Genomic DNA, 23,236 nt, shown 5'->3' on the forward strand with positions numbered 1-23,236 from the left:
AGCAGTCCATGAGCGTTATGGAACGGATCCAGGCCGAAGTCGAAGGCCATCCGATCGTCCTCTTCATGAAGGGAACCGCGCAGTTCCCGATGTGCGGTTTTTCCAGCCGCACCGTGCAGGCGCTGAAGGCCGCCGGCGCGAACCAGCTCCATACGATCAACGTGCTGGAAGATCCGGAAGTCCGCGCCAACCTGCCGCGTTATTCGAATTGGCCAACCTTCCCGCAGCTTTTCATCAACGGTGAACTGATCGGCGGTTGCGACATCACCCTTGAGTTGTTTGAGTCGGGTGAGCTCGGTCGCATGATCAGCGAAGCGCAGCAGCAGTGAGTTCGACTGCTACGCCGGTGTCAGAGTCGGCATTGAAGGATCGCGTCGTGCTCATCGCCGGCGCGCACGGTGGCCTCGGAACGGCCGCGAGCATTGCTTGCGCGCGCGCAGGCGCGACCGTGGTGTTGCTCGGTCGCAAGACGCCGCGGTTGAACCGCGTTTACGACAGCGCCGCCGCGGTAGGCCCGGAGCCGCTGCTTTATCCGCTCGATCTTGAAGGCGCATCGGCCGATGACTACGCCGAGATGGCCGAGCGCATCGGGAGCGAGCTCGGTCGCCTCGATGGCGTGCTGCACTGCGCGGCGAATTTCCCAGGACTGACGCCGCTGCAGCAGACCGATCCTGCGGCCTTCGCCCGTGCGATCCACGTCAACCTGACGGCGCGCTGGTGGCTGACCCAGGCGTGCCTGCCGTTGCTGGCCAAGGCCGACGATGCAGCGGTGGTCTTCGTGCTCGACGATCTCGCCCGCGTGGGTAGCGCTTATTGGGGTGGGTACGGGTTGGCCCAGCAGGCCCAGGCCGGAATGGTCGGCATGCTGCAATCCGAACTCGCTGGCTCGAAGATCCGCGTCTCTGGCCTGCAGCCGGGCCCGATGCGCACTCCGCTTCGTGCCAAGGCCTATCTCGAAGAGAACGATCGCATCGCCAGGGATCCCGAGGTCTACGCGGAGTCCTGCGTTACGCTGCTTTCCCCGGCGGGCGCCGCCCATCGCGGCGAGATCTGGGCGCCCACTCCGTGACGATCGCTTCCGCTGCCCTGCTGCTGTTCCTGATCCTGGATCCGCTGGGCAACATCCCCGTGTTCCTCAGCCTGCTGCGCGGGCTGCCGGCGCGGCGGCAGCGGGTAGTGCTGGCGCGGGAGCTGGTGATCGCCCTGGGTGTGCTCATGGCATTCCTGTGGGGCGGCAAGTACGGGTTGGAATTGATGCACCTGCGCCAGGAGTCGGTGTCGATCGCCGGCGGCATCGTGCTGTTCCTGATCGGCATCCGCATGATCTTCCCGCCGCCGGAAGGCCTGATGGGCGAGATTCCCGAGGGCGAACCCTTCATCGTCCCTATGGCCATCCCGCTGGTGGCCGGCCCATCCGGCATGGCGGCCGTCATGCTGATGGGCAGCAATGACCCAGCCCGCCTGATGGACTGGAGCTTGGCACTCCTGCTGGCCTGGGGGGCGACCGCCGCCATCCTCTTCAGCGCGACTTATCTCTACAAATGGCTCGGCACCCGGGTGCTGACGGCGGTGGAGCGCCTGATGGGCATGCTGCTGGTGGCTATTTCGGTCCAGATGCTGCTGGACGGTGTCGCCGCCTACCTGAAGATTGCCCCGGCCGCCTAGGCGCGTAGTCGGCTCACGTCAAGCTGAGATCATGGCGGTCGTCACAGGTTTGCCATCTATCCGCCATAGTATGGGTTAAACTGGCGTTAACCCGGCTAAGCACGGCGGGTCCAGGGGTTACCAATAAATTTTCGAAATATGGCCGGCAGGACGCGGGCCGTCGGCGCTTGTCATCGTTTCTTCATCTTCGAGGCATCCAAAAACATGGCTCATTCGAATCGCGTTCGCATGTCCAAGCTCACGCTCGGCCTGCTTGCCGTCCTTGCAACCGCACCTGCGTTCGCGCAGAGCACCTCGTCCGGTGTTGGCGGCATGGTCACCGACGCCAATGGCGCACCAGTCGTTGGCGCTGAGGTCACCATCACCCACGTTGAATCCGGCACGGTCAGCCGCGCCACCACTGACGCGAGCGGTCGCTACAACGCGCGTGGTCTGCGCGTCGGTGGTCCGTACACCATCATCGTGACCAAGTCTGGCTCGGGCACCGATACTGAAGACGGCGTGTATCTGCCGCTGAATCAGATCGCCACTGTGGATGCGCATCTGGCCGGTGATGTGACGACCCTCGAAGCAGTCAAGGCAGTCGCCATCTCCGGCGCCTCGGTGTTCAGCGCCAACAAGATGGGTTCGGGCACCAGCGTCACCCAGCAGGACATCCAGGCTCTGCCGTCGATGAACGGCAACATCCAGGACTTCATGCGCCTCGACCCGCGCGTGGCGTTCACCGATCGCGCCTCGGGCAGCATCAGCGCCGGCGGCCAGAACCCGCGCTTCAACAAGATCACCATCGACGGCGTGTCCGCCAGCGACACCTTCGGCCTGGAAGGCAACAACATGCCGACCCTGCGCCAGCCGGTCTCGATGGAAGCTATCGAAGCCATCGACATCGATCTGTCGAGCTACGACGTGACCGTCGCCGGCGCCGCCGGCGCCAACGTCAACGCCGTCACCAAGTCGGGTACCAATGAGTTCCACGGCTCGATCTACGGCACCTATCGTGACGGCGACTGGTTCGGCGATTACCCGGCCCGCGTCGCGGGTAGCTCGCTGGACGTCACCGGCCTGCCGTTCGACGAATACAAGAAGGAAGAAACCTACGGTGCGACCTTCGGCGGTCCGCTGGTCAAGGACAAGCTGTTCTTCTTCGCCAACTACGAAAAGCTCAAGCAGACCAAGATCGGTCCCGCCGGTGGCAGCACGGGCACCAATCCGCTGTCGGCGGGCGCCGACTTCAACGCCGCGGACGTGGCCGAAGTGCAGCGCATCGCGCGCGACGTGTGGGGTTTCGACGCAGGTGGCCTGACCGGTGGCGACACCGAGCTTGAAGAGAAGGCGCTGAAGGTCGACTGGAACATCAACGACAACCACCGTGCCAGCCTGCGCTACAGCAAGCTGGACCAGACCCGCGTGCGTCCGGAAGCTTCCAGCGCCAGCGGCCTGTCGCTGAGCTCCAATTGGTTCAACCACGAGAAGACCGTGGAAAGCTACGTCGGCCAGCTGTTCAGCGACTGGTCCGACAACTTCTCGACCGAGTTCAAGGTCTCGTACCGCGACTACTCCGCGATCCGCGTCAACCCGACCCACGCGCCGACCATCCAGATCTTCTTTGACGACGGCATCGTCGGCAACGGCAACGACAATCCGGTCGGCACCAACAACAACAGTACCTCCGGCCTTGACTTCATCCGCATCGGCACCGAGCGCAGCTCGATGGGCAACGCGCTGACGACCAAGACCTGGAACTACTTCGCTTCGGGCACCTGGACGCTGGGTGACCACGACGTCAAGTTCGGCGGCGAGTACAGCGACAACGACGTCTACAACTTCTTCCTGCAGGACGCGTGGGGCAACTACAGCTTCTACGTGCCGAACAATCCTGCTGGTCCGACGGGCACGTCGAATTTCGCCAACCTGATCAACGGCCGTTACTTCGACTACGACCTGCAGACCAATCCGACCAATCCGAACGCGATCGCGGCGCGCTACACCAGCAAGAACCTCGGCCTGTTCCTGCAAGACACCTGGTATGTCAACTCCAACCTGACCCTGACCATGGGCGTGCGTGCGGATCGTCCGGAAGCGTCTCCGGCCCCGCCGTATAACGCCTGCTTCGCGGCGGCTCCGGGCACCGCCAACGCGGCGTGTGGCGCGGGTTACACGGGCGGCTTCGGTATCGACAACACGCGCACCTACAGCGACAGCTTCATCGTCCAGCCGCGCTTCGGCTTCAACTACACCTTCGACAGCGAACGCCCCACGCAGCTGCGCGGTGGCGTCGGCCTGTTCCAGGGCGATGCGCCTCAGGTGTGGGTCGGCAATGCCTACAGCAGCACCGGCATGAACTACACGTCGTTCCAGAACCTGGTCTGCGTGGACACGACGCCTGCCGACGGTCGCTGCGACAATGGCGTGCAGTTCACCGCGGACGGCCTCAATCCGTCGATTCCGGCGGCGGGTACTGGCGTGCGTAACGTCAACGCGATCGCCGACGACTTCGAGCTGCCGTCGGTGTGGAAGGCCAACCTGGCGTTCGATCACGAACTGCCGTGGTACGGCATCGTCGCTTCGGCCGAAGTGCTGCTGACCGATGTCAAGAACGGCCTGTTCTACCGCACACTCAACGTGGGCCCGGGCTACACCGATGCGTACGGCCGCACCCTGTACTGGAATCCGAACAGCCCGCGTCCGTTCGGCAACACCACCGCCACCGGCGGCATTCCGGCTAACGGTGCGCGCTTCGGCCGCAACGCCTACTTCGGCGACGTGTTCCTGATCGAGAACACCAACAAGGGCAAGGGCCAGCAGCTCACGGTCTCGCTGACCAAGCCGTTCGACAACAACAGCGATTGGTCGTGGACGCTGGGCTACACCTACACCAACGCCGAGGAAGTGGCCGCCCTGACCAGCTCGACGGCCGGCTCGGGCTTCGGTTCGCAGCTGGGCTTCAACATCAACGAGCCGACCAGCAGCACCGCCCGCTACGAGATCAAGGACCGCTTCAGCGGCTCGCTGGATTGGAAGCACGCGTTCTTCGGTTCTTACAACACCCAGGTGGGCTTGGTCTACGAAGGCCGCAGCGGCCGTCCGTACAGCTACATCTTCAGCGGCGACGCCAACGGCGACAACCGTACCCTCAATGATCTGTTCTACGTGCCGGCCGGCCCGGGCGACGTGAAGTTCGGCACCATCAGCGCCACCGGTGTATTCACGCCGAACGCGCAGATGGAAGCGGACTTCTGGCGCTTCATGGACGCCCACCCCGATCTGCAGCGTTACCGCGGCCAGTTCGCACCTGAAAACGGCTTCCGCTCTGCCTGGGTCAACACGTTCGATCTGCGCATCAGCCAGGAACTGCCGGGCTTCTTCAATGGTCACAAGTCGAAGGTCTGGGTGGATATCCAGAACGTCGGCAATCTGCTCAACAAGGACTGGGGTCATGTCATCGACTACGGTTTCTTTGCGAACAACCCGGTAGCCACCCTGGTCGGTATCAACGGCGGCAAGTACGTGTACAGCTACCGTGGCAACTCGCCTTCCGGCACGCCGGAGTTCGGACAGACCACCGCCCAGGGCCTTCCGACCAACTCCGACAACCAGACCAACGGCGTTTCGCAGTGGTCGCTGCAGGTGGGCTTCAAGTACGAGTTCTGATCCGTCATCGGATCTGCGCAAGACCAAAAACGGCCGGGGAAACCCGGCCGTTTTTTTGTGGGCGCCGCTGCGCTAGAGTCGGGGCGGACAATGAAGAAGACAGAGATTGGAATGAAGACGAACCTGGAAGCGATCGATACCCGTCTGCCGACGGTGAATACCCACATTTACCCGCGCGGTGGGCTGGACGTGTTGTCGCGCTCGGAAGTGGCGCGCCTGCGCGACGCTTCCGCCGGCGGCATGCACGACCTGTTGCGCCGCTGCGCGCTGGCCGTGCTGACCAGCGGCAGCGCGTCCGACGATCCGCGCGCCGCGCGCGAGCTGTATCCGGATTTCGACATCGAAGTGCAGCAGCAGGATCGCGGAGTGCGCATCGATCTGCGCAACGCGCCGGCGATGGCATTCGTGGATGGTGAAATCATTCATGGTGTCGCCGAGTTGCTGTTCGCGGCGGTTCGCGATCTGGCCTACATCGCCATCGAGCTGGGCGAGGAGGCCGGTCGTGACTTGCTGAGCAGCGACGGCATCACCGATTCGGTTTTCGGCTTGCTGCGCAATGCGCGTCTGCTGCGTCCAGCCGATCCAAACCTGGTGGTCTGCTGGGGCGGGCATTCGATTTCGCGCGAAGAGTACGTCTACACCAAGCAGGTCGGTTATGAGCTGGGCCTGCGCGGCCTGGATATCTGCACCGGCTGCGGCCCCGGCGCGATGAAGGGGCCGATGAAGGGCGCCACCATCGCTCACGCCAAGCAACGCAAGCGCAATACGCGCTACATCGGCATCACAGAGCCGGGCATCATCGCGGCCGAATCACCGAACCCGATCGTCAATCATCTGGTGATCATGCCGGATATCGAAAAGCGCCTGGAAGCGTTCGTGCGCCTCGGCCACGGCATCATCGTATTCCCGGGTGGCGTGGGTACCGCGGAAGAAATCCTGTATCTGCTCGGCATCCTGCTGCGCGAAGAAAACGCCGATGTGCCGTTCCCGCTGGTGTTTACCGGCCCGTCGACTTCGGCGCCTTATTTCGAGCAGATCGATCGTTTCATCCGTCTGACGCTCGGCGAAGAAGCCACGCGTCGCTACCAGATCATTACCGGCGACAGTGCCGAGGTCGCGAAGCGCATGACGGCCGGCGTCCGCAAGGTCCGCGAATACCGGATCGCGCAGAAGGATTCGTTCTTCTTCAACTGGTCGATCGAAATTCCCGAGGCGTTCCAGCGACCCTTCGTTCCGACTCACGAAGCCATGGCTTCGTTGGATCTGCATCATGGTCGCAAGCCCCACGAACTGGCCGCCGATCTGCGTCGCGCCTTTTCAGGCATCGTTGCGGGCAACGTCAAGGAAGACGGCATGCGCCGGATCGAGGAGCGCGGACCGTTCGAGATCCACGGCGACCCGGACATCATGCATTCGCTGGATGCGCTGCTGCGTGCGTTCGTGGAGCAGCGAAGGATGAAGATCGCAGGCGAATACAAGCCCTGCTATCGCGTGACCGGCTGAAGGATCATGACGGGCGGGCATGACGCCCGCCCGTCAATACGTTTAGCGCCAGCACTCACCGCCGCCGGTCGAGGATTTTGCGGTCACGCCGCACCTGTTCGTGAGAACCATGGTGGCGCACTTCGCATCGCTGGCCTGGGCGCCGGCCGCAGTCGCGGTGAATTCGTAGCAGGAGCCCGTGGTGCAAGTACAGCCGCCGGCACCCGCTGGAGTAGTGGCTGTAAAGGTGTAGTACCCACTGGGAATGGTGTTGGTGGTTTCGAGACCGCCTACGCCAAACGTGGTGGTGTAAGTCGCGTGATTGGCGCGGTAGCGCTCTTGCCGCAGCTGCAGATCGGAAAGGGCTTGCATGGCTTCCGAACGACGGCCCTTGCGCACCTGCTCGTTAAACGCAGGCAACGCGATCGTCGCCAGGATCGCCACCATTGCGACGACGATCACAAGTTCAATTAAGGTAAATCCCCGCTGGAAACGCATATCACTGGCCCCCGATGGCGTTTTCGGTGAATGCTATCACCGGCGGGGAAAATGCGCCGTTTGCCGACGCCATCCATTCTGCTCATGTGGCCGCTCGTCCGTCTCGGGCTTGTAGGCGAGGGAGGGCTGCGATGTTATTGGCTCACTCAGGAGGGGAAGCACGTGACTCATCAGTCCCAAAATCAGGGTTTCACCTTGATCGAACTAATGGTGACCATTGCCCTGCTGGCGATCCTGGTGGCGATGGCGGTCCCGTCCTTCACCGCATATCAGCAGAGGGCGACACTTCGCGGTGCCGGTGACCAGCTGATGAATTACTGGGCGAATGCCCGGCTCGCTGCCGTAAGGGAAAACCGCAACGTCATCGTGAGCTTCCGCAGTTCGGGCAACAACATGTGCATCGGCGCCACCACGGCGGCGGCAGCCTGCGACTGCCTCAACTCCCCCGGGGCATGCAACATCTCGCGCTTTCCGGATAGCCAGGCGGAATGGCGGCGCACCAGGGTGGCTGCGGCTTCGACGCTTGGCGCCGGATCGGGAAATGTGATCATCGACCCGAAACGCGGAAACATCACCGCTCCTGGCGATGCAGGTGGGATTTTCCTGCGGTCGCCCCAGGGCAGCGGCTCGACCGACTACCGGCTCAATTTCATGATTGACCGAAATGGCCGCGGCATCCTCTGCGAACCGGCCGCGGCACCTAGCAAGATGCCCCAATACTCGGATCGTCAGTGCTGATGAATACGCCATCCTTCAGTCGCTCTTCTGCGGGCTTCACGCTGGTCGAGCTCATGGTGTCGCTGGTCATCGGCCTGATCGTGACCGGTGCGGTGGTGGCGTTCACAATGTCCGCCCTCAACAGCAACAGCGATTACGTGCAGTCGACCCAGCTGACGCAGGAGCTGCGCAGCACGATCGATTACGCCGGCCGTGAGTTGCGCCGTGCCGGCTACGACGAAAACGCCCTTACCTATTACTCGCAGGCCATGGATTCGGCGGTCATCGCCACGTCCAACTTCGCGTTGCTCCAGATCGTCAATCCGACGACGAATCCAGCCGCTCCCAATGCAAACGCTTGCGTCGTTTACGCGTACGACCGGCGCCCGGGCACTCCGGGAACGGTGGAAAATGGCAACGGCGAAGTCCGTGCCATCCGCCGTGTCCAGCGTACCGTCGCTGGTCGTCAGGTTGGCGTCATCGAAATCGGCGAAAGTTCTGCTGCCGGATCGCCGACCTGCGACGGCAATTCGCCCAACTACAACACCTATCCTGCGACATGCAGTGCTGATGGCTGGTGCGCCTATACGGACCCCCGGGTTCTCAATATCGCAAGTTTTTCTGTCGACACCACTCGCGACGTCGAGATTCCGGCTGTCACCAACGGCACTCCGTTGAGCATTCGCAGCCTTGATCTTTCGATCAGCGGTAGCCTGATTCAACGGCCCACTATCGTCCGGACCGTTACGACGCGCGTACGCGTCCGTGCGGATTGTCTCCGCACGAATGCGCAATGCAACGTTGCTCCCACCGGTGTATAGCAGCCCCTTTCTGCATCCAAGAGCTTCCGACATGTCTGCTCAACAGCTGAAACACCTGGGGTCCTCGCGCAATAGACAGCGAGGCATGTCCACGTTGGCGATTACGTTGATCCTTTTGCTGATCGTCACGATCATGGTGCTGCTGTCCTCGAACGTGGCTTTCTTCGAACAGCGCTCAACGATCAACGAAAACCGCGGTCGTCTGGTCGAACAGGCCGCGGAATACGCCGTCAACCTGGGCGGTGAGTACCTGAAGGCGAATCGCGACAAGTTGATTTCCGATGCCCCAGGCGTGGGTTGGCTGGACCCGAATACGGCGGCTGGCACCGCCCGACGGTGGGTGCGCTGCTTCGATGCGCTCCCGCTGTCCGCCAACCATCCGTGCCTTGCTGAACGCGACAACGGCATCTACGCGGCCGATTCGCTGACCCAGATGGCCGGTCGGCGCAAGGAACTGTATTTCTTCACTTCCACCGGCACTGCGTCGGGCAATCGCAATCTGTGGACCACGCTCTCGGCCAGCACGGTCGTGCCGGATGCTGCCAACCTGGACACGGCTGCCGGTGGCGGCGTTGGCGGGACCGCAAAGTTTCCGACGACGACCGATCTGGGGGCATTGTTGTGCCGTGTCGACACCAGTTGCTCGGCCACCGCGCCCTGCACCATGGCGGACGGGACCACCTCAAACAGGCCTACTTGCCGCTGGACTCCGACGGCAGGCAATCGAATCGCGGTCAATCTGGTGGGGTCTGTCAACCTTGCCGGTGAGAACGCCTCCGCCGCGGTCAAGGAAACCTGGGCGAGCGTTTCCAAGACCACTCCGATGTCCGCCGTGCCGCTGGTGGCGTCCGGCTTCATCCAGGGCCTGGGCAATGCGCAGGTCGTCGCGGCGCCTAACGGTGCCGGCTTCGGTGTGCCGGTCTCGATGTGGTCGCCGAACAACATCTGTGTCGATGGCAACGGCGGTTGCACCGGCGTCGGCAGTATCGCGACGTGCCAGCTGGACGAGTACCTGCAGGCGACTCCGGTGGAGGAGTTGAAGACCACCTGCGCCACGTCAAACAATGCCTGTGGATGCCCCGCCCTCAAGGACACGGGCACCGACTTCCTCTCGGGTCATTCGGGCAGCGTGAAGCGTGAGGGTATCGACATCCTCGACGTCGACGGCAACTCGGGCGCACTGCCGGACATCATTTACTATCCGGGCGCAGGCAAGGACGATCCGGCCGATCCCACCGACGACTCGCTGTTCGAGTTTACGTTCGGCGTCGACTACGAGGCGTCGGAAGCCGATACGACCGGCAGCACCCTCCAGAACTGCGCCGGCCCCGCCAATTGCGCGGAGTACGCGCTGAAGGAGGACCTTGGCGCCGAGTTCATCACCTGCGCCGAACTGAACAGCCGCGGCGAGGATGCGGAAGGCCTGCTCTACATCACCGATTCCACCGCCGCGTCGCCGTGCGACCTGCCGGATCAGGTTGGACGTCCCGACAATCCGGCCATCGTCGTCGTGAACGAATACGCGCGGCTCAATGGCACGATCTTCTATGGGATGCTCTTCGTCCGCAGCAACAACAACGGTGCCTACCTGCGCGGCAACGGCCAGGCCAAGGTCTTTGGTGCGGTCGTGGTCGAGGGCGACGTGAAGATCAACGGCGGCATCGACATCGTTTACGACGACACCGCGGCCAGCGGCTGCACCACCACCACTTGTTTCCCGAAGACCGCCAAGTTCGCCCGCGTTCCGGGCAGCTGGCTCGACAGCAGCACCGGGTTCTGAGGAAGTCTTATGAAGCGCGCGCGTCAATCGCATCTACAAAAGGGCTTCAGCCTGCTTGAAGTCATGATCGCCGTGGTGATCCTGTCCTTCGGACTGGTCGCTCTGGCGTCCCTTCAGGCAGCCCTGATTCGATCCTCCGCCGAGAGCAAGGCACAGACCGTCGCCTTGTCGTTGGCCAAGGAGCGCATCGAAGACCTTCGTACCTATCAATCGCTGGGCGGCTATCAGGCGATCAATGGCTTGGCGAAGGGCAGCGCCGAATCGATCGATGGCGACCCGTCGACGGCAGGCACTCAGTCAATCGGTGGTGTCGACTACAAGCGGTGGTGGACGGTCCAGCGCTACGCCTTCGATGCGACGGCCAACAAGTTCGTTGACCTCGGTGGTGCCGTGACCGGTGCAACACCTACCGGCTACGAGTCGAACAACGAGTTCAAGCGTGTGCAGGTCACGGTGAACTGGACCGACGCCTCCGGCCAGGAGCGTGCCGTAACCATGGAGGATGCGATCGGCGCGATCGATCCGTCCGACAGCGCCAAGCTGGGCAAATTGCGCGACGCAGTCGGGCCGAGAAAGCCGCGCGCGATGATCTTCAATCCGGCCGCGACCGATGGTGTGATTCCCATCGCCATCGGCAACAACAACAGCACGGCCGCGACGAACCCCACGCCTGAAGTGGCCGGGCGCAACAACAATCAGCAGGTCGTCGAAACCCGTTTCGACGTGCTGACGTATTCGGGTATCACGGGTACGACCAACAAGCTCGCCCAGGCGCGCGTGGAGACGGCCGTGGTGGGTTGCACCTGCGACGTGACGAAAGGCGGTGGAACCGCGATGCGCCCGACGTATTGGGATGGTGTGCGCTATACGGTTCCGGTCGCCGCGTCTTACGCGGCGCCGGCCGGCGTGGCGGTTTCGACGCAAAATCCGCAAAGCGAGCTGTGCACGATCTGCTGCCGCGACCACCACGACAATAGTCAGGCGGCTCCGAACCGGGTTGCGGCAGGTTCCGCCAAGTTCGACCCGTGGCGCAGTGTGCATGAGCACTACGTGGAAGGCAGTGTCACCGCCACCACCGGAACGATCGCAACCGGCCAATACAAGGACTCTTGCCGCATCATCCGCGTGGACGGCCTCTGGCGCGTCGCCGCTGATCTGCGCAACGATCATACGGACCTGCTTGAAACGGCCGTCGGTCAGGACAATGTGGCAGAGCACTCGGCGGTCCCGAGCTCCGCTGCGACCAACAACTATGCGGGCGCCAGCGGATTCGTGCTGAACTACATGAATGCCCGCTTCGTCAGCACCAGCAGCTACAACACCCCGGTCGCGATGACGCCGTCACCGGCACTGCATCCCACCAGCGTGTCAATCGAGAAGACCGGCGACTTCAAGTGGCAGCATGCCCGCGGCTTGTACGTCGATTACCTCGAGCCGGTGGCCATCGCGCGACTCAACAAGGCGAAGAGCGATTGCGCGGCCGCCAACGCCCAGCAGTCGGGCAGTTGCGATCTCCAGACGACGATTCTGGCGATGCTGCCTTTCACTTCGATCAACCTGAGCGAGATCGCCAGCTGGAAGACCTTCAATTCGCTGACCGGCGGTCCTGGAAACAGTCAGGGCCAGGAGAGCGCCGATCAGATTTCCGTTACCAACAACGAGTTCAAGGATGCGTTGAATCAGTCGTTGCCGGTTCGCGGCAAGGTTGCCTCCGGCGTCAATGTGCCAAGCGCGAACGTGTCGCCGTGGACGCTGGCATCCATCCTTGAGTCGAACTCCGGTCTGGCGCTCATGCCCGATCCGGTCGATCCCGCCGAATTCACGCCCAAGACCGATCGCCAGGACTTCGCGATGAATGGTGGATCGAGCGGTGGCGGCAACAACGGCGGCACCTACAAGATCACCTTCAGCAACTACACGTTCAGTGGCAGCACGGCTTTTTATCCGACGGTAGTCGCCTCGCCGTCGGCCACGTGCAACTTCGCCACCTCGGGTTCCACCAAGCCCAACCCGTACTCCTGCGCCAGCTCGAACCTGAATCAGGCCACGAGCATCACCATCGGCAGATACAACTATCAGGACAACAGCCGGACCAGTACCGCTGCACTGACCTGTACGGGTTCCCTGGGTGATCGTGCCTATAGCGGTTCGGCCTATTCGGTGAAGTACTGCAAGAACTACCAGATCGCGTCTGCTTCGCTGTCGCCGACGAATGCCACGATTTCGATCGGCAATCCGCTGCCGACCGATGGCAGCATCAATGAGACGACGACGCTGGGCTTGTCCAACCTCAAGGATGCCGACACGTTGAATCTCAACATGGCGCTGCAGGGCGAAACCCAGACGGCGTTGACCTGCACCTACACATTCACAACGAAGAAGGGCGTCAATACCTACACGTATTCGGTGTCGGCTGCCGATTGCCAATAACCGAGCGACTGGATGTCGAAACGGCCCGCGCAAGCGGGCCGTTTCTTTTTACACGCCGACAGGATTTCGCAGCCAAACAAAAAGGCCTGCGATTGCTCGCAGGCCTTTTTGATTTATCTGGCGCCCGAAGTTGGACTCGAACCAACGACCCCCTGATTAACAGTCAAGTGCTCTAACCGGCTGAGCTATTCGGGCGGGGAGGCGTATGTTAGGTGCGGGGTCGGCGAGGGTCAAGCCCATTTTTCGGCCACTAGCCGCCATGGACGCAATTCCAGGCCGCCGACGCCGTCGGCACGCCGGAACGCATCTGCCCAGCATTCGACAGCACCAGGGTCGTCGCGAATTTTGGCCCCCGGGAATCGCACAGCGTGAAGGTGACATTGGAGCCGGCGTTGCCTCCGTTGGGCTGAAAAACGAGTCTCGTGCGGCCGGTCGTGGTGCGCAGATGGATCTGATCGGGCAACGAGCCGCGGTGCGCGAGGCGAGTCTCGTTTGGATCGGGGGCGCGGTTTCCATTGAGGTCTGCAAAGACCATCCAGCCGTCGTCCCAGTTGGTCGATCCGGCACATCCGTTGGCCCCGGACGGGCACAGCACGACCTCGCTGCCGGTGATGGCTGAGTGGCGGACGGCATCCAGGAGGTTACTGGCCAGGTCCGCGCGAACCGCGGCTGCGCCGGCCGCCGCCTTGGCCTGCGACCACGCTGGCACCGCGACGGCAAGCAGGATGGTGGCGATCGCCATGGCAACCAGCGCCTCCAGCAGGGTGAATCCTTTCACGGAACAGGGCATGCCGGACTCCAGGTTGCAGAATGCCGGCATGGTCCATGACCGGTTCAGTACCGGCAGTCGGCACCGACCGCTCCGTGGTGTAGGAAAAGTCCGCGTCTGCCCATATGACGAGGACTGGCTACACTCAACGATTGGCTAATTCCCCCTCAAGGCCGATGAGCGAACACATTCACCCCGCAGGATTCCAGCTGGTCGCGCCGTATCAGCCTGCCGGCGATCAGCCCCAGGCAATCGCGAAGCTCGTCGATGGCTTCGAAAACGGGCTTGCCCACCAGACGCTGCTGGGCGTGACCGGTTCAGGCAAGACCTTCACCGTTGCCAATGTCGTCCAGCACGTGCAGAAGCCGACGATCGTGATGGCGCCGAACAAGACGCTGGCGGCGCAGCTGTACGGGGAATTCAAGGCGTTCTTCCCGCACAACGCGGTCGAATACTTCGTCAGCTATTACGACTACTACCAGCCGGAAGCCTACGTCCCGTCCTCCGATACCTACATCGAGAAGGACAGTTCGGTGAACGAGCACATCGAACAGATGCGCCTGTCGGCGACGAAGGCGCTGCTGGAGCGCAAAGACGCGATCATCGTGTGCACGGTCTCGGCGATCTACGGCCTGGGCGACCCGAACGAATACTTCAAGATGGTGCTGCACATGGTGCGCGGCGAGCGCATCGAGCAGCGCGAACTGATCCGCCGGCTCACCGAAATGCAGTACACCCGCAACGACACCGAGCTGCGTCGTGCGACCTATCGCGTGCGCGGCGAAGTGATCGACGTGCATCCGGCCGAAAGCGATTCGGAAGCGTTGAGGATCGAGCTGTTCGATGGCGAGATCGAAACCCTCACCATGTTCGATCCGCTAACCGGCGAAACCCTGCGCAAGCTACCGCGCTACACGATCTATCCGGGCTCGCATTACGTCACCTCACGCCGCACGGTTCTGGATGCGATCACCGCGATCAAGGAAGAGCTGCGCGAACGCCTCGAGCAGTTGTACGCACAGAACAAGCTGGTAGAAGCGCAGCGCCTGGCGCAGCGCACCCAGTTCGACCTGGAAATGCTGGCGGAAGTCGGCTACTGCAACGGCATCGAGAACTACAGCCGCCACCTCACCGGTCACATGCCGGGCGAACCGCCGCCGTGCCTGTTCGACTACCTGCCGCCGGACGCGCTGCTGATCGTCGACGAATCGCACGTGACCGTCCCGCAGGTTGGCGCCATGTACAAGGGTGACCGTTCGCGCAAGGAGACGCTGGTCGAATTCGGCTTTCGCATGCCTTCGGCGCTGGACAATCGCCCGCTCAAATTTGAAGAGTGGGAAGGGCGCTCACCGCGCGCGATCTTCGTGTCGGCGACGCCGGGACCCTACGAGCTGCGGCATTCGGAAGGGCAGATCACCGAACTGGTGGTACGCCCGACCGGCCTGATCGATCCCGAGGTGGAAATCCGCCCGGTCGCAACCCAGGTCGACGATGTGCTCGGCGAGATCAGCGAGCGGGTCGCGATGGGCGACCGCGTGCTGATCACCACGTTGACCAAGCGCATGGCCGAAAATCTCACCGAGTACCTGGGCGAGCACGGCGTTCGCGTGCGTTACCTGCACTCGGATGTGGATACGGTGGAGCGCGTGGAAATCATCCGCGACCTGCGCCTGGGCAAATTCGATGTGTTGGTCGGCATCAACCTGCTGCGCGAAGGCCTGGACATGCCTGAAGTGTCGCTGGTGGCGATTTTGGATGCGGATAAGGAAGGCTTCCTGCGTTCGGCCGGTTCATTGATCCAGACCATCGGCCGCGCCGCGCGCAACCTGCGCGGCAAGGCGATCCTGTATGCCGATCGCGTCACCAACTCGATGCAGAAAGCGATCGAGGAAACCGACCGCCGCCGCCACAAACAGGTCGAGTACAACGAACTGCACGGCATCACCCCGAAGTCGGTAGCCAAGGCCGTCGTAGACATCATGGAGGGCGCACGGGTCGATCCGGATGCGCTCAAGGCCCGCGGCAGGGCGCGCAAGGTGGCGGAAGAAGCCGCCGAATACGCCGCGCTCAGTCCGGCCCAGTTCGCCGCGCGGGTGAAGGCACTGGAGCAGAAGATGTACAAGCACGCGCGCGACCTCGAATTCGAGGAAGCCGCGGCGGTACGCGACCAGCTGCGGCTACTGCGCGAGGCCGGTTTTGCGGCGTGAGCAGGCGCCCAACGCCTGGACGCGGCACGGTTTTGCGGAATCAGGAAATCCGCAAAACAAACCCCTTGCCCCGAACGCGGCCGCCGAGCTACACTGCGCGCCCCTCGCAGCAGGGTTTCAGGCTGCAACGGGCGGTTAGCTCAGCGGTAGAGCACTACCTTGACATGGTAGGGGTCACAGGTTCGAACCCTGTACCGCCCACCAGATTCCAACGACGTCGGGCATGTCAGGCTGGTACCCGAGTCATTCATGAAAAAACCGTCCCATTGGGGCGGTTTTTTTGTTTCAGGGGTGTCATTCGCGCCCGCTCGTTCGTGCTTCTTTTCCAGTGGTTTTTTGTAGCGCACCGTTTATCGGACTCGGCTTGACGGGGGGGTATGGCACCGCCAACCTTGCGCCCCGGGGTGGCACCGGATCGGTGCACAAGCAGTATTTTCAAGGTCTTTTTGATGGCGCATGGTAATGCGGGCCTGGCTGTAGTCGCGGCTGGCCCAGAAGAAGTATCGCCAGGAGGGCGTGCGCCCGACCTGTCGTTGAATGGCCTGGTGCTGTTGGCTCAGTTCCATGGCATTGCGGCGGATGCCCAGCAATTGGCGCATCAGTTTGGCCGCGTAGGCGAAGCGTTCGACGAGACCACGTTGCTGTTGGCGGCCAAGCACCTGGGCCTGAAGGCCAAGGTCGTGGCGCAGCCGGCGGCGCGGATCGCGACGGCCAATCTGCCAGCGCTGGCGCTCGGAGCTTCCGGCGACAGCTTCATCGTGGCGAAGACCAACGGCGACACGGTCCTGATCCACGATCTGACCGAAAAGCGCCCGCGGGCGATCTCGCAGGATGAATTCCAGGCGCGTTACTCCGGACGCCTGCTGCAGGTAGCCTCGCGTGCCTCTGTCTTGGGTGAACTAGCCAAGTTCGACTTCAGCTGGTTCATTCCCGCTGTCGTCAAATACCGCAAGCTGCTGGTGGAAGTGCTTGTGGTCTCGTTCTTCCTGCAGCTTTTTGCGCTCGTCACGCCACTGTTCTATCAGGTCGTGATGGACAAGGTGCTGGTGCACCACGGTCTGACGACTCTGCATGTCATCGTCGTGGGTCTAGTGTCAATTGCGATCTTCGACGTGGTCTTGTCGGGGCTGCGCACCTATGTGTTCTCGCATACCACCAGCAAGATCGACGTCGAATTGGGTGCGCGACTATTCCGGCACATCCTGTCCTTGCCGCTGGCGTACTTCGAGTCGCGCCGTGTCGGCGACACGATCGCGCGCGTGCGCGAGCTGGAAAACATCCGCAACTTCCTCACGGGTCAGGCGCTGACCTCGGTGCTGGACCTGTTCTTCACCGTGATATTCCTGGCGGTGATGTTCTACTACAGCGGCTGGCTCACGCTGGTAGTCGTGATCTCGCTGCCGGTATATGCGCTGATCTCCGCGACTATCACGCCAGCGCTTCGCAAACGCCTGAACGAGAAGTTCGCCCGCGGCGCGGACAATCAGTCGTTCCTGGTCGAAACCGTCAACGGTATCGGCACGATCAAGGCCACCGCGGTTGATCCCCGCGTCACTCGCACCTGGGACAACCAGCTGGCTGGCTACGTCGGTGCGTCTTTCCGCGTGACCCGCCTGGCAGTATTCGGCCAACAGGGCGTGCAGCTCGTGCAGAAGCTGGTGAGCATCGCAATCCTGTTCTGGGGCGCGCAGCTGGTGATCGAGAACAAGCTCTCGGTCGGCCAGCTGATCGCCTTCAACATGCTGGCCGGACAAGTCGCCGCGCCGATCGTGCGCCTGGCGCAGCTGTGGCAGGACTTCCAGCAGGTCGGCATCTCCGTCGAGCGTCTCGGCGACATTCTCAACACCCGCACCGAACTGCCAGGCAGCCGCATGGCGCTGCCGCCGATCCGTGGTCGGATCACCTTCGAACGCGTCATCTTCCGCTACCGCCCGGAAACGCCCGAAGTCCTCGCCGGCATCGATCTGGATGTCCAGCCTGGCGAAGTCATCGGCATCGTCGGTCGCTCCGGCTCGGGCAAGAGCACGCTGACTAAATTGGTGCAGCGTCTATACGTACCGGAGCGCGGGCGCGTCCTGATCGATGGGCATGATCTGGCGCTCGCCGATCCCGCATGGCTGCGACGCCAGCTGGGTGTGGTGCTGCAGGAAAACTTCCTGTTCAACCGCAGCATTCGCGAGAACATCGCGTTGTCCGATCCCGGGATGCCGCTAGAGCGTGTGATCCATGCGGCCAAGCTCGCTGGCGCGCACGACTTCATCATGGATCTGCCCGAAGGCTACGACACCAAGGTGGGCGAGCACGGCACGGGGCTGTCGGGCGGGCAACGTCAACGCGTCGCCATTGCGCGCGCGTTGATCACGGATCCGCGCATCTTGATCTTCGACGAAGCCACCAGTGCGCTGGACTACGAGTCCGAACACGCGGTGATGTCGAACATGCGCGCGATCTGCAAGGGACGCACGGTGTTGATCATCGCGCACCGCCTGTCGACCGTTCGCCATGCGAATCGGATCGTGGTGGTCGAAAAGGGCAGGATCATCGAGAGCGGCAGCCATGATGAACTGCTGAAGCAGCCCAACGGCCAATACGCCCATCTGTATCGTCTGCAACAGGGTCATGCATGAAACACGTGTTGCAGGGGTCGCGCGACTTTGTCGCGCGCTACATCGCTATTTTCAAATCTGCCTGGGCTATCCGTGACCAGCTGGATCCACCGGAACGCACCGCAGACGAGCTGGCCTTTCTGCCGGCGCACCTGGAGCTGACCGAAACTCCGGTGTCGCCCACGTTGCGTTGGGCGATGCGGGTCATCATCGCGCTGTTCGTAGTCGCGTTGCTGTGGGCCTGCGTGGGCAAGCTGGATATCGTTGCGGTAGCGCCGGGCAAGACCGTGGTTGGATCGCGGACCAAGGTGATCCAGCCCGCCGAAACGGCGGTGGTGCGCCGCATCCTGGTCCAGGACGGGCAGGTGGTGAAGGCGGGTCAGTTGCTGATCGAACTGGATGCCACTGCGGCGACGGCGGACTACACCAAGGCGGACGAAGCGTTGCTCACGGCCAAGTTGTCCGAGCTGCGTTTCGCCGCCATCGCGGCATCGCTTGATTCGGGGCGGCCGCCCGTTCTGACCACGGCCGCAGGCTTGCCGCCGGAACGCATGAAGCAGGAACAGCAGCTGGCGTCGAGCCAGGTCGCCGCCTTCCAGGCGAAACGCGGCAATCTCGAGGCTGCGATCGCGCAGCGTCAGGCCGAGCTGCAAACAGTGCAGACGCTGATCCAGCCGCTGGAAGAGAACGCGCGCATCGCCAAGAGCCGCGCCGATGACTACGCCACGCTGGTGGAAGGCAAGTACGTCGGCCGTCACGAGTATCTGTTGCGCGAACAAGAGCGCATTGCCGCGGAGCGCGATGTCGCCACACAGAAGAGTAGGCTCGGCGAAATCCGTTCCGCGCTCACTGGAGCGCGCGAACAACTGCGGGTGCTGGTCACCGACACGCGCCAGCAGACCCTGGATGGCCTGCATCAGGCACGCGAGCAGGTGGGGCAATTCACCCCGGAAGTCGCCAAGACCGAGCAGCGCGACAAGCTGATGCTGCTGCGGGCGCCGGTAGACGGAACGGTGCAGCAGCTGGTGGTGCATACCGTCGGCGGCGTCGTCACGCCAGCGCAACCGTTGCTGGTCGTCGTGCCGAGCGAAGAGTCGCTCGAAGTGGAAGCGACCGTGCTCAACAAGGACATCGGCTTCGTGCGCGCGGGGCAGCCCGTGACAGTCAAGGTCGAAAGTTTCCCGTACACGCGCTACGGCTATCTCACAGGCACGGTCGTCAGCGTGTCGCACGACGCGGCCCAGGATGAGAAGTTGGGACTGGTGTTTCCCGCACGAGTGAAGCTCGACGGCGCCACGTTGAACATCGATGGCGTGGATGTGCGGATTACGCCGGGTATGGCGTTGAGCGCCGAGATCAAGACGGGGAAGCGGCGGGTGATTGATTACTTGCTGAGTCCGTTGCAGGCGCACTCCGCAGAAGCTTTGCGTGAACGCTAGTTTCACTCAAGAGATAGCTCTACTTTCCAATAAGGGGAAAGACGATGCGAGACCAGGACAGCACGCTTCTAGAACTCTTCGAAAAGTATCCAGATATCTATCGATCGCAGTATCGTGAATCAATCCTCCAGGGGGTGGTCGTGCTCGGGATGAATCCCGAGGAGGCGCGAGTGGCAGGCGGGGCATTTGCCTACAGGGTGATTCCAGATCGCGCGGTGTGGTCGACCAATGCCGATCCAAGAAGAGTGATCGGTGCGCAATCCCTGACTCCGGACGAAAGTGAAATATGGATGATGTTCAAGAACGAAACCCAGTGCACAGACGGTGCGGTACACGCGTTTCGAGTTCACTTCCAACGTGGTCTGGCCGTGGCAGTAGAAGATCTGGGAGTCGAGTAGGCATGTGGCGCGTGCTGGGCGTGCTGCCGCTGCTTGCGTGCCTGGTTTCCTGTGGCTCCCGGGATTTCCTGCTGCGCCGAGATATTCCGCCCTCTGGTGCTTTGTCAGAGAGTTTTCTCGTTGCAGAGGAAAAGTTCTACGCAGCCCAGATTACCTACCTGTATCCGGAGGAAGACCGCGGCGTACGTAGGCTGGCATGGAACGCTGCGGGTGGGATCGACGGCGCCCCCTTTGATGTTCGTCTAAGACTGACGAGAGAGGGCGAGGTTGCCCCGATCTATGACCAGCTAATTCATCGTCCTCCGCTGACCTCGTGGGGAGCGGGTGAGCTCAATGCAGAGCTGATGCGGGCTTCGCTTCGCCCGGCGAAATATTCGATCGAAATACGAGTGGTAAATGGAACGGTGCCCGCGGTAGTCAAGGCAACCTTTGATGTTGTTGAAGCACATACAGGAAAGTAAATAGGGAATTCATTCATGCCAACTATAACCATCAATATTGCTAACGGTGGCACGCCGTTGGCCAGCGGCGGGCAGTCTTTTGCCGGGCACATGTGGTATGTGCTGACCGATGATCAAGGGCATTCGGAGAGCTATGGTTTTGCTCCAATTGAGCACAATACTGCTCGGGGCCCCGGCCAGGTTTACACGGATGACGACGACAATTATCTGGATGCAGAACTCTCGCGAACCATCGAGATCTCCCCGGCCCAATACGACGCGATGCGGGCATTTGGACAGGAGCCTGCCGCATTCGGCTTTGACACGTACTACAACGGTTTGTGGAACAGCTGCATTGATTTTGTGTGGAAAGGCCTGGAAGTTGGCGGGCTGAATCCAGCCGGTCATGAGGGCCACATCCTTCCGATGGACAACCGCGCGGATGTGGCAAATATCAAGGCGCCTGATCGTCATGATTGGTACAAAAACCTCATCGATGATCTGCGTGATCGTTACGACGGCGCGCGCAAATGGGCGCCCCCGCGGCGAGACCCGTTGGTCCTGGACCTGGATGGGGATGGCATCGAAACCATCGCTGCCAATGGCGCCGTACTGTTTGACCACGACGGCGATGGCGTCAGCCACGGAACCGGCTGGGTCAAGTCGGATGATGGACTGCTCGTCCTGGATCGAAACGGCAATGGCCTGATCGACAGCGGGAGAGAGCTCTTTGGTGCCGACACGATCAAGAGTGACGGCACGAACGCGAGTTCGGGATTCGAGGCCCTGCGCGACCTGGATTCCAACGGTGATGGAGTGTTCAGTGCCGGCGACGCTCAGTTTGCAAACGTGCGCGTCTGGCGTGACCTGAATCAGGACGGTGTTTCGCAGGCCGGTGAACTCTTCACCCTGGGACAGGTGGGCATCAAGTCCATCAACCTGACCCCAACCAGCACCAGTGACGTCAATCAAGGCAATGGCAACGTGTTGGACAACACGGGGACATTCGAACGCGAAAACGGTAGTACGGGTGCCGCGGCCGATGTGCTTCTAGCGCGAAATTTCTTCTATCGAGACTACTCTGGCTCGCCCAATCCTGTAGAGATCACGACGGAAGCACGTGCGCTACCCAATCTGGTTGGCACGGGTGCGGTCCGCGATCTTGTTGAGGCGGCCAGTCTTTCGCATGACCTGGCGGCTGCGGTCGCTGCGCTAGTGCCGGGCATGACGCGGGACCAGATGATGGGCGCGATGGAGAACATCGTTGCCCTGTGGGCATCCACTTCGCAGATGCAAACCAGCGCCAACATCCTGGCCACAGGCTGGCAACGCGGGGAATTCCTGGTTTCGGGTCCGATTCCGGTCGAGGTGTCTTCGCTAGGAGAGGCTGCCGTATTGGCTTACCGGCGCCAGCAAACAAGCCTGTTGCTTCCCATCATCAGTCGCCTGGAGTGCTTCAACGGGACTACGTTCTTCTCGCACGAACCCGATGGCTCGGTGATGACCGGCGGGTTCAATGCCCGGGCTTCTTTCATCAATGCCGGTGACGGTGTCCCCCAGGTGTGGGCGACGTCGGTCACGTTGTCGCAGCAGCAGGTCGACCTGTTGATGCAGAGCTACAAGGACCTCAAGGAGGTCGTTTACTACGGGTTGGTCACACGCACGCGCCTCGCTGATTATCTGGGTGAAGTACAGATCAAGGTCGTTGATGGCCATGTGCGTTGGGACTTCTCGTCGATTGACCAGCATCTGATGGCTGGGGCTGCCCAAACCCCCCTGGCTGCCCTGGATGATCTTTATGACCTGCAGTACGCGGGTGGGTTGCTGCTGGCCGACTGGAGTTGGAGCGATACGCTGGTTGGCATCGCAAGTGCTGCGCACTACAGCGCAGCGTTCTTGCAACGTGCAGGATCATTGTTTGGGGCCACTGCACTGGCGGGAGGCGCGGTTCTTGGTGGTGGAGCGGCGGCCGAGTTACTACTCGGAACGACCGATGCCGACTTGCTAAGCGGGAATGGTGGAAACGACCGGATCATAGCTGGTGCGGGCGATGACGAGATTGCGGGCGGCGACGGCAACGATCTTCTAAGCGCGGGTTCCGGCAATGACACGCTGGCAGGCAACAACGGTGACGACCAGCTGTTTGGTGATGCTGGAAACGACACGTTGAGCGGTGGAGATGGCAATGACACGTTGAATGGCGGCGATGGAAACGACGTACTCGACGGCGGTACCGGCGTGAACGTCCTGTACGGCGGGGCGGGTGACGACACGCTGACCGCGGACTACTACGGCGGCGTAGGCAACTCGTTCGAAGGTGGCACCGGCAACGA

17 protein-coding genes and 2 tRNA genes are annotated in these 23,236 nt (G+C 62.1%); 16 read left to right on the forward strand and 3 right to left on the reverse strand.

All coding sequences use genetic code 11. From position 1 onward, the window contains the following. The first annotated feature begins 8 nt into the window (after positions 1-8). From grxD to ppnN, 5 genes are all read left to right on the forward strand, one after another. Positions 9-329, forward strand: coding sequence for a Grx4 family monothiol glutaredoxin (gene grxD, locus ACYVGK_RS13475; protein ID WP_460734547.1), 321 nt, complete (start codon positions 9-11; stop codon positions 327-329). Further along, complete coding sequence (locus ACYVGK_RS13480; RefSeq protein ID WP_460734549.1) at positions 326-1,069, forward strand: SDR family NAD(P)-dependent oxidoreductase; 744 nt, start codon at positions 326-328, stop codon at positions 1,067-1,069. Before grxD ends, ACYVGK_RS13480 begins: the two co-directional genes overlap by 4 nt. Next, entirely contained in the window at positions 1,066-1,665 is a 600-nt protein-coding gene (locus ACYVGK_RS13485) for a MarC family protein (protein WP_460734551.1), read from the forward strand. Before ACYVGK_RS13480 ends, ACYVGK_RS13485 begins: the two co-directional genes overlap by 4 nt. A 228-nt stretch (positions 1,666-1,893) precedes the next feature. Continuing rightward, positions 1,894-5,316 carry a TonB-dependent receptor gene (locus tag ACYVGK_RS13490; RefSeq protein ID WP_460734553.1) on the forward strand — a complete coding sequence of 1,141 codons (3,423 nt, stop codon included), beginning with the start codon at positions 1,894-1,896 and terminating at the stop codon, positions 5,314-5,316. A 111-nt stretch (positions 5,317-5,427) separates the two neighbouring features. After that, a complete protein-coding gene (gene ppnN / locus ACYVGK_RS13495; protein ID WP_460734555.1) occupies positions 5,428-6,819 on the forward strand; it encodes a nucleotide 5'-monophosphate nucleosidase PpnN in 1,392 nt (463 codons plus the stop codon). 42 nt (positions 6,820-6,861) lie between these two features. Here the strand turns inward: ppnN and ACYVGK_RS13500 are convergent, their stop codons facing one another. Further along, positions 6,862-7,260, reverse strand: coding sequence for a type IV pilin protein (locus tag ACYVGK_RS13500; RefSeq protein WP_460734557.1), 399 nt, complete (start codon positions 7,258-7,260; stop codon positions 6,862-6,864). 198 nt (positions 7,261-7,458) lie between these two features. Between ACYVGK_RS13500 and ACYVGK_RS13505 the strand changes: the two genes are divergently transcribed. From ACYVGK_RS13505 to ACYVGK_RS13520, 4 genes are all read left to right on the forward strand, one after another. After that, positions 7,459-8,034: a pilus assembly FimT family protein gene (locus tag ACYVGK_RS13505; protein ID WP_460734559.1), complete on the forward strand. Its 576-nt coding sequence runs from the start codon at positions 7,459-7,461 to the stop codon at positions 8,032-8,034. After that, positions 8,034-8,834 (forward strand): PilW family protein, encoded by an 801-nt coding sequence (locus ACYVGK_RS13510; RefSeq protein ID WP_460734561.1) that lies wholly within the window; start codon positions 8,034-8,036, stop codon positions 8,832-8,834. Before ACYVGK_RS13505 ends, ACYVGK_RS13510 begins: the two co-directional genes overlap by 1 nt. Positions 8,835-8,919: 85 nt before the next feature. Continuing rightward, positions 8,920-10,614 (forward strand): hypothetical protein, encoded by a 1,695-nt coding sequence (locus ACYVGK_RS13515; RefSeq protein ID WP_460734563.1) that lies wholly within the window; start codon positions 8,920-8,922, stop codon positions 10,612-10,614. A gap of 9 nt (positions 10,615-10,623) precedes the next feature. Further along, positions 10,624-13,044: a prepilin-type N-terminal cleavage/methylation domain-containing protein gene (locus ACYVGK_RS13520; protein WP_460734565.1), complete on the forward strand. Its 2,421-nt coding sequence runs from the start codon at positions 10,624-10,626 to the stop codon at positions 13,042-13,044. Between the two features lie 118 nt (positions 13,045-13,162). Here ACYVGK_RS13520 and ACYVGK_RS13525 read toward each other — a convergent pair. Both ACYVGK_RS13525 and ACYVGK_RS13530 read right to left on the reverse strand, forming a co-directional pair. Next, positions 13,163-13,239: transfer RNA gene (locus ACYVGK_RS13525), tRNA-Asn, on the reverse strand. A 55-nt stretch (positions 13,240-13,294) separates the two neighbouring features. Then, positions 13,295-13,864 (reverse strand): GspH/FimT family pseudopilin, encoded by a 570-nt coding sequence (locus ACYVGK_RS13530; protein ID WP_460734567.1) that lies wholly within the window; start codon positions 13,862-13,864, stop codon positions 13,295-13,297. A gap of 125 nt (positions 13,865-13,989) precedes the next feature. Here ACYVGK_RS13530 and uvrB point away from each other — a divergent pair, with 125 nt between their 5' ends. The 7 genes from uvrB to ACYVGK_RS13565 form a co-directional block, all read left to right on the forward strand. Next, positions 13,990-16,020 (forward strand): excinuclease ABC subunit UvrB, encoded by a 2,031-nt coding sequence (gene uvrB / locus ACYVGK_RS13535; RefSeq protein ID WP_460734569.1) that lies wholly within the window; start codon positions 13,990-13,992, stop codon positions 16,018-16,020. A 129-nt stretch (positions 16,021-16,149) separates the two neighbouring features. Further along, positions 16,150-16,224: transfer RNA gene (locus ACYVGK_RS13540), tRNA-Val, on the forward strand. Positions 16,225-16,469: 245 nt separating this feature from the next. Continuing rightward, positions 16,470-18,647, forward strand: a complete 2,178-nt coding sequence (locus ACYVGK_RS13545) for a type I secretion system permease/ATPase (RefSeq protein ID WP_460734571.1) — start codon at positions 16,470-16,472, stop codon at positions 18,645-18,647. After that, positions 18,644-20,065 (forward strand): HlyD family type I secretion periplasmic adaptor subunit, encoded by a 1,422-nt coding sequence (locus ACYVGK_RS13550; protein ID WP_460734573.1) that lies wholly within the window; start codon positions 18,644-18,646, stop codon positions 20,063-20,065. Before ACYVGK_RS13545 ends, ACYVGK_RS13550 begins: the two co-directional genes overlap by 4 nt. A gap of 44 nt (positions 20,066-20,109) precedes the next feature. After that, complete coding sequence (locus ACYVGK_RS13555; protein WP_460734575.1) at positions 20,110-20,463, forward strand: hypothetical protein; 354 nt, start codon at positions 20,110-20,112, stop codon at positions 20,461-20,463. Positions 20,464-20,465: 2 nt separating this feature from the next. Continuing rightward, positions 20,466-20,924 carry a hypothetical protein gene (locus ACYVGK_RS13560; RefSeq protein WP_460734577.1) on the forward strand — a complete coding sequence of 153 codons (459 nt, stop codon included), beginning with the start codon at positions 20,466-20,468 and terminating at the stop codon, positions 20,922-20,924. A gap of 15 nt (positions 20,925-20,939) precedes the next feature. After that, the coding region (locus tag ACYVGK_RS13565) for a calcium-binding protein (protein WP_460734579.1) at positions 20,940-23,236 on the forward strand (2,297 nt) is incomplete at its 3' end.

The organism is Lysobacter tyrosinilyticus (assembly GCF_054779815.1).